General features: G+C 67.0%; 7 protein-coding genes. 1 reads left to right on the top strand and 6 read right to left on the bottom strand.

Annotation, left to right across the window (positions count from 1 at the left end; all coding sequences use genetic code 11):
- Positions 1 to 684, bottom strand: a 684-nt coding sequence (locus INE98_RS04160) for a tetratricopeptide repeat protein (protein ID WP_293536813.1), incomplete at its 3' end; no start/stop codon positions are given.
- Positions 685 to 801: 117 nt separating this feature from the next.
- Positions 802 to 1,665 (bottom strand): 3-methyl-2-oxobutanoate hydroxymethyltransferase, encoded by an 864-nt coding sequence (gene panB, locus INE98_RS04155; RefSeq protein ID WP_293536812.1) that lies wholly within the window; start codon positions 1,663 to 1,665, stop codon positions 802 to 804.
- Between the two features lie 699 nt (positions 1,666 to 2,364).
- Between panB and INE98_RS04150 the strand changes: the two genes are divergently transcribed.
- Positions 2,365 to 4,437 carry a TonB-dependent receptor gene (locus tag INE98_RS04150; RefSeq protein ID WP_293536810.1) on the top strand — a complete coding sequence of 691 codons (2,073 nt, stop codon included), beginning with the start codon at positions 2,365 to 2,367 and terminating at the stop codon, positions 4,435 to 4,437.
- A gap of 20 nt (positions 4,438 to 4,457) precedes the next feature.
- Here INE98_RS04150 and INE98_RS04145 read toward each other — a convergent pair whose 3' ends face one another.
- The 4 genes from INE98_RS04145 to INE98_RS04130 form a co-directional block, all read right to left on the bottom strand.
- Positions 4,458 to 5,816, bottom strand: a complete 1,359-nt coding sequence (locus INE98_RS04145) for an MATE family efflux transporter (RefSeq protein WP_293536808.1) — start codon at positions 5,814 to 5,816, stop codon at positions 4,458 to 4,460.
- On the bottom strand, positions 5,813 to 6,256 hold the full coding sequence (locus INE98_RS04140; protein WP_293536807.1) for a MarR family winged helix-turn-helix transcriptional regulator: 444 nt from the start codon (positions 6,254 to 6,256) through the stop codon (positions 5,813 to 5,815). The genes INE98_RS04145 and INE98_RS04140 overlap by 4 nt, the downstream gene beginning before the upstream one ends.
- Before the next feature lie 348 nt (positions 6,257 to 6,604).
- The gene (locus INE98_RS04135; protein WP_293536806.1) at positions 6,605 to 6,856 is read right to left on the bottom strand and encodes a WYL domain-containing protein; all 252 of its coding nucleotides are present in this window, start codon (positions 6,854 to 6,856) and stop codon (positions 6,605 to 6,607) included.
- Positions 6,857 to 7,027: 171 nt separating this feature from the next.
- Positions 7,028 to 7,173: hypothetical protein (locus INE98_RS04130; RefSeq protein ID WP_293536815.1), on the bottom strand; the 146-nt coding region annotated here is incomplete at its 5' end.

The following is a 7,173-nucleotide window of genomic DNA, read 5'->3' as shown; positions in this document are numbered from 1 at the left end:
GGCGGCGGCGGCGCGCGCCAGCTCCCGGGTCCGCGCCGCGGAACCGCTGTCAATCAGGGCGATTGCGGCTGTCGCCCGGCTGCGCGCGCCCTCGGCGGCGTCCGGCGAGAGCGAGACGACGACAAAGTCCGCCCGCGCCCCGGCGATCTCGCCGGCCAGGAGCTTGGAAAAGGCCGCCGCTTCCCGCGCCTGGAGCCGGAAGGGCCTCCCTGACTTGAGAAGCGGCTCAAGCCGGGTATCGATTTCGGAACGGCTTGCAGTGTCGAGGAGGGCGTAAACCGACTTCAGCCCGGCCGCGTCGGCGATCAGCGGGTCAGGAGCAGCCTTCGCGGCCCGGTCAAAGAATTCCACTGCCCCGGGCACGTCTCCCTCTGAAAGGCGCAGAGCCCCGAGATGCTGCAAGGCCAGGGACTTGTAGGCGGGGCTCCCGGAGGCGGCGACGGTCTCCCACGCGGCCTTGGCTTCCTGGGCGCGACCCGACTGCTGCGCCTCAAGCCCCTTGGCGTAGGTTTCGGACGCCTTGGCGGACTGGTTCAATGTCCAGGCGCGATGACCCTGCCATGCGCCCACCCCGACGAGCGTCAGAACCACGAGGCCGATCGCCCAGGGCAGGACCTTCAGCGCCAAGGCGCGATAGCGGTCGGAGCGGATCTGCTCCTCGACCTCCTCGAAAACGTCGACCACTCTGGAGACTCCGCATTGGGCGCCGCGACCCGGCGCGGCGGAAACTATAGCGCCGCCCGGTTCGCCGCAACGGGCGGACCCTGCAGGCGCCCCGTGGCGGAAGCGTGGCGGCCGGGCTCAGCCGGCCGGAATGTCCGCCAGAGCAGACCCGGGACGACGACGGGATGCAAAATAGGTCTCCCCGGAGCCCGGGAAACGCCGCGACCTGACGTCAATCGCATAACGCTCGACCGCACTGGCGACAAGCCCGCGCAGATCTCCGTATCGCCTGACGAACTTGGGAGATCTCTCGAACAGGCCAAGCATGTCTTCGGTCACCAGGATCTGCCCGTCGCAGGCGGCGGACGCACCGATGCCGATTGTGGGAACGGGGCACTGGGCGGTGATTTCGGACGCAAGGCTCTCGGCGACACCCTCCACAACCAGGGCGAAGACACCTGCTTCGACAGAGCCGCGCATCTCGGAAAGAACCTGCTGTCGCTCCTGTTCCTCCCGTCCCCGGGCGCGGAATCCGCCCTCTGCGAGGACGGACTGCGGCCGCAGACCGACGTGGCCCATGACCGGTACGCCGCGATCTACCAGATACCGGACGTTGCCGACCACCGCAGGCGCGCACTCAATCTTGACGCCCTGGGCGCCGGTTTCCTGCAGAATCCGGACTGCGTTCGAAAAGGCCGTCTCCGGCGCGCCCTCACACGAGCCGAAGGGCATATCCACCACAACCATAGCCCGGCGCGAGCCCCGCATGACCGCCGCCCCATGAAGAACCATCATGTCGAGGGTCACGCCGACCGTACTGGGAAGGCCATGGACGACCATCCCGACCGAGTCTCCCACCAGCAGAATGTCGCAGAAGGGGTCCAGGAGTTCCGCCATTGGCGCCGTATAGGCCGTCAGGCAGACGAGCGGCGCACCGCCCTTCCTTTGTCTGATGTCCCTGATACCCACACGGGTTACGTCTGCAGGTCCATGAATGGACATGTTTCAGACCTCCTCGAGAAGCCTCTCGAACGCCAGCCCCGGGACCGCGAGCGCGACGCAGAGACCCGAGGCGCTTACGATCCCTCACCCTAGGGAAACATATAGGCGATGGGGGGCGTCATTCCCAGCGATTTCAAGGAGAGACCCCGCTTCCGGAATCGATCCTCTGACATCGCTGAGGCGCACGAAGGCGATCCCAAGCCGGCCCGACCCGCGACCACAGGAATTCCCCTTCGTCGTCGCTGCCAGACCGAGAGCCGCTTCAGGACCCGGGCCTCGAAACCCTGATCCTCAGGACCGGACGCCAGCGCATCAGAAAGCGCCTTCAGGCGCGCGATGAACTCGCGAGGGCGACTGTCCAGGGCCTGGATCATGTGTCAGATCCCGGATGGCGGCGGATTCCGGCGAGCCCCGCCTGCGAGCGCGTCAGTCGCGAGATCCGGCGGTGTCGCGCGGCCGTCGGAGCGCAGGATGCGAAGGTCGCCCGCGGAGCGGGAGATCAGGCCACATGGGAGGTCATATGGCGCATGTGGTTCCGGGCCCCGACAGGTGATGAGGTCCAGTCACTCAGGGGGGAGAGGCTGCCCCTAGGATTGGGCAAGTTCTATGGTCTCGTGAACCCGGGCGCGCCTGCGGGTGCAGGGCGCTTGTCACTCGTTACATTATAACATATGACCAGCGCGGGATGTGGAGATCATCATGTCAGTCCGAATGCCCTGGCTCGCTTCTGTGAGCCTTCTCGCCCTGAGCCTTCCCGCCGCTGCTGCAGCGGAGGAAGAAAGGACGCCTTCGGTTGCGGAACTGGTGATCACAGCGGCGCCGTACCCTCTCTCCCTCGATACGATCACGACCAACGTCGACATTCTGACCACCCGGGATCTCAGCCTGGTCCCCCCGGCCGGACTCGGAGACCTGATCTCAGGCATGCCTGGCCTCCGATCGACAGCCTACGGCCCAGGAGCCAGCCGTCCGGTGATCCGCGGCCTTGCGGGACCCAGGGTCCTGCTCCTTCAGAATGGCGTCGGCATGGTGGACGCAAGTTCCCTCTCCCCCGACCACGCGGTGCCCAGCGAGGCTGGCCAGACCAGCCGGATCGAGATCCTGCGCGGGCCGTCCACCCTGGCCTATGGCGGATCCGGGATCGGCGGAGTCGTCAATGTCCTGGACGACCGGGTCCCCTCCCGGCGACCCGATGGGCGGGTGGAAGGCCGCGGCGCGGTCTCCTGGTCGTCTGTCGACAACGGCCGGGCCGCTTCCGGCGCTGCAATGGTGGACGCCGGTCCACTTGTCCTCGCCTTCGACGGATCTATACGGCGATCCGACGACTACGCCACGCCGGTAAGGCCGGTGTCCGATCGGCTCGCTGCCGAGGAAGGCCTGGTCCGGTCGGCGGACAAGACCCTGAGAAACGTTTCGCTGGAAGCCGACGCCTGGGGCCTGGGAGCCTCCCTGGTCGGGGGTGATGGCGGCTTTCTCGGCCTCTCGGTGAAGAGAACGGACACAGGCTACGGGCTGCCCTTCAAGCAGGTTGTCAGCGACTCCGAGCCCGAATTGATCCGGCTTCACATGAAGCAGACCCGTTGGGACCTGAGAGGAGAGACCCCCGTCCACGACGGCTGGATCGAAAAGGTCCGGCTGGCTGTGGGGCGCGCCGACTACGAGCACGCCGAGATCAAGATCGAGGAAGGCAAGGCCGGCACGCGCTTTCTGTCCGACGGAACGGAGGGTCGCGTCGAGCTGGTCATGCGGGGATCCCCGGGCCGCCAGGGAGCCTTTGGTCTCCAGGCGCTGACCCGTAACCTCGAGGCGATCGGTGAAGAGGCCTTCATACCCGGCGTTGAAATCAACGAGATGGGGGTCTTCACCCTTCAGAGGTTCGAGTTCGGCAAGTTCGGGCTGGACGCTGGCCTTCGGATTGACGCTCGCGAGCTGCGCGCCGACCTGGACGGTCGTGAGACCAGTACACCGGGGGTTGAGGCGGGGCTCGACTGGAGCAAGACGCCGGATACCCGCTCATTCACGAATGTCTCGGCCTCGGCAGGCGCCTTTTGGAGGCCGTCAGACCCGCTCTTCCTGGCCCTGACCCTGTCTCTCAGCGGGCGTGCGCCAACCGAGTTCGAACTCTTCGCCGACGGCCCCCACGAGGGCACCGGGACCTGGGAGGTCGGCGACCCGACCCTTTCTTCGGAAGAGGCGCTGTCCCTCGAGGCCACGCTGCGCTGGACAGGCGACTCCACCCGGGTTCAGGCTCACGCTTGGGCCGCACGTTACGACGGCTTCATCGAAGAGAGGCCGACGGGTGAGATTTATGATGATCTGCCGGTCTTCAATTTCCGGCAGACCGATGCGGACTTCGTCGGATTCGAGGTCGAAGCGACTCAGACCCTGCTCACCCGGGCTGAGGGTCGCCTTGAGGCGAGCCTGTCCGGCGATGTCGTTCGAGGTGATACCGATCAAGGGCCGCCGCCCCGCATTCCCGCCTTCGGCGTCACGGGGGAGCTGTCCTGGGAATCGGAGACCCTCGATGCGGCGGTCGAGATCCGTCATGTCGGAGATCAGACCCGGACCGCGCCCTTCGAGCTTGAGACCGACGGCTATACCGCGATCAACGCGAGCCTGGCCTGGCGGCCGCTGGCCGGCACGCCGGTCACGGTCAGCCTTCGCGGACGCAACCTGAGCGACGCCGAGATCCGGGAGCACGCCTCCTACCTGAAGGACATAGCGCCATCTCCTGGGCGGTCAGTCTCTCTGGGACTGGCCTTCACCTTCTGATCCGGCCCGACAGACCAGACTCAGATGGCCCGCCGTCTCCAGGCGCCTCTCCAGATGGCGATCGCCGTGACCGCCCCGTACACGACCATGCTGGCCGATATGCAGGCGTATACTCCGGCCAGGGAGGGTTCCGGAGCGGACATGACGAGGGCGGCCCCGCCCGCGCAGACCCCGAACCGGAGCAGGGTCGCGATGATCGGCCAGATCACGGCTCCGGCGCCTTGGGAGGCGAAATAGAGAGCCAGGCCCAGGCCCTGGAAGGCGAAGGCCGGCCCGACGATGTGGAGGTAGAGAGCGCCGGACGCGAGACTTGTGGGATCCCGGGTGAAAAGACCGGTCCAAAGGCCTGGCGCCACTGCTAGGACAAGTCCCACGGCCCCCGCCAGGACCGCCGCCGCCCCGCCGCCGATCCATCCGATGCGCTCGGCGCGCGCCACCTGTCCGGCGCCCATGTTGACCCCTACCAGGGCCGTGAGCGCCGCCCCGATCCCGAAGACCAAGGGGACGAGCAGGAACTCGACCCGCGCCACCACGCCGTAGCCCGCCAAAGTCTCCACGCCGAAGCGACCAATCAGGGTGTTGAGAACAGCGATGGTCAGCACAGTCGAGACCGGGGAGAGGGAGGCCAGCGCCCCCACCCGGAGGATGTCTGCAAAGTACGCCAGCCGGAGGCGGCAGGCCTGAAGGGTCAGCTGGATCGCCTGACCCGGCCTCAGGAGCCGCCAGACCAGTACAAGGGAGCTGCCGGCGGAGACCAGGATCACAGCGACGGCGGCCCCCTTCAGTCCCAGGCCAGGCAGGCCAAGCCCCCCCAGCATGAGCGCTCCGGACAGCGGAATCTGCACCAGCGAGCCGATGATCATCAGTCTGGCCGGGAACTGCATATCGCCCGTCCCGCGCACAACCGAGGTCAGAAACGCAGAGATCCAGATCGGCGCCACTCCAAGGAAGAGCACGGCGCCATACTCATGGGCCTCGGCAACAACCGAATGCGGGGCGCCGGTGGCGACGAGAAGCGCGCGACCACAGCTCACGAAAAGACCACCGAAAACGAGGCTCGCGAGGCCGGCGATAACAAGCGCATGCCAGATGAAGGCGTTCGCCGCCGCACCGTCGCCACGGCCAAGCGCGCGCGCGACCGAACTTGAGATCGCTCCGCCCAGGGCGCCATTGGCCAGCATCTGCATCAGCATCAGGGCCGGCAGCATCAGGGCGATGGCCGCGAGAGGAACCAGGCCCAGCCGGGCGATGAAGCCGGCTTCCGCCATGGAAACCCCTGCCTGGACCAGAAACGCCAGGGCGCTGGGCCCCGCCATCCTGACCAGCAGGCGCATGGGCGGATCGGTCAGGAGCGGAGAGGCGGCGGGGGATGAGGTCATGACAGCGCCTTCCGGACACGGCGGAGGTCGTCCTCCAGGAGCCTCCAGGAGTCCGCGCCAATACGTTCAAGGGTCATGGCCTGAGCGCGACGCCAGGCTTTTCGACCCTCGACCAGCCGACTGCGGCCCGCTTCGGTGATCATCACCCGTCGGACCCGGGCGTCGCCAGGATCCGCCTCACGCACAACCAGGCCCGCCCTTTCGAGTGGTGAGAGGTTCCGGGTCAGCGTCGTGCGGTCCATGTAGAGCCTCTGTGCGAGTGCCGACATGGCGACACCACCGGCCGAAGCCTCCAGGTGCTGGAGGATCGGGAACTGTCCCCGGCTGAGCCCGCAGCTTCGAAGCTCACCCGCGTAGACGCCCGCCACCACACGCGCGGTCTTCTGCAGATTGTGGCTCACACAGTGGGCGGGATTGAGCAGGTCTTCAGCTGGGTCCATCGGAGGCTCCATTACGTGCAATTACACATTATGAGGGGCCGCAAGGTAGGGTCAACACCCTCCACCGCTTCGTCCCGACCCTACCGCGAGACGCCGCCCCTGTGCGGTCAGGCCCGCTTCACTCCGCCAGGGAATCCGTCGGGACGGATGCGCTGCATTCTGCCGACGGCTGTGACGGTCCGCCGGAAACAAGTCGCGTTGATCGGCCTCTTCAACCCTTCTGAATCTGCGGCCTTCCATACTCGAGCCGGCGGCCTCCACCTGTTGGGCATAATGGGGTCCATCGCCATCCGGCTGCTCGCAAGGGGGGTGCTCGAGTTGGATGCAGGCAGCTGGCGGACGGGGCTTTCAAATCCAGCCGCCGCCAAGGTAATCGGCGAGGTCCTTACCCTGCGTCTCCGGAAACCGCGAACCCGGCCGTAAGGCGCAGATCCGGTCCAGTCTGAAGTTCCTGAAGTCCCGTCGTCGCTCGCACCAGGCGATCAGCAGCGCTCCACGAGGGCCCGCAACGATGGCGAGGGGGCGTACGCGACGCAGGGTCGGAAAGCCGCACCGGTCGCAGTAGGAGAGGGTCACCCTCAGGCGGCGAGAAATCGCCACTTCCAGGAGCGGCGATCCCCGCGGCGGCGGGTCGCTCCCGGGACCGGGAAACCTGAGTGCGTCGATCCGGGTCGTCATGCCCCCCCAACGGCCTGATTCTGTCCGGCGCAATGCAGGAATCAAGGCACAGGTGGTCGCGCCGAGGCCAGCCCGGTCGTTCGCCGCCCGTCCTCAGACGTCGAAGCTCACCCCCTGGGCCAGCGGCAGGGCAGAGCCGTAGTTGATCGTATTGGTCGCCCTGCGCATATAGGCCTTCCAGCTGTCAGAGCCGGACTCCCTGCCCCCGCCCGTTTCCTTCTCGCCTCCGAAGGCGCCGC

The sequence above is a fragment of the Phenylobacterium sp. genome (assembly GCF_020253645.1).
In the GTDB taxonomy this organism is placed as follows: domain Bacteria; phylum Pseudomonadota; class Alphaproteobacteria; order Caulobacterales; family Caulobacteraceae; genus Phenylobacterium.
Note: the sequence above shows the minus strand (reverse complement) of the source record. Positions and strands in the feature narration are given on the sequence as shown.

Bases quoted from the DNA above. Each gene is read 5' to 3' on its own strand.
- panB (WP_293536812.1), bottom strand. From the start codon at position 1,665: ATGTCCATTCATGGACCTGCAGACGTAACCCGTGTGGGTATCAGGGAC.
- INE98_RS04150 (WP_293536810.1), top strand. From the start codon at position 2,365: ATGTCAGTCCGAATGCCCTGGCTCGCTTCTGTGAGCCTTCTCGCCCTG.
- INE98_RS04145 (WP_293536808.1), bottom strand. From the start codon at position 5,816: ATGACCTCATCCCCCGCCGCCTCTCCGCTCCTGACCGATCCGCCCATG.
- INE98_RS04140 (WP_293536807.1), bottom strand. From the start codon at position 6,256: ATGGACCCAGCTGAAGACCTGCTCAATCCCGCCCACTGTGTGAGCCAC.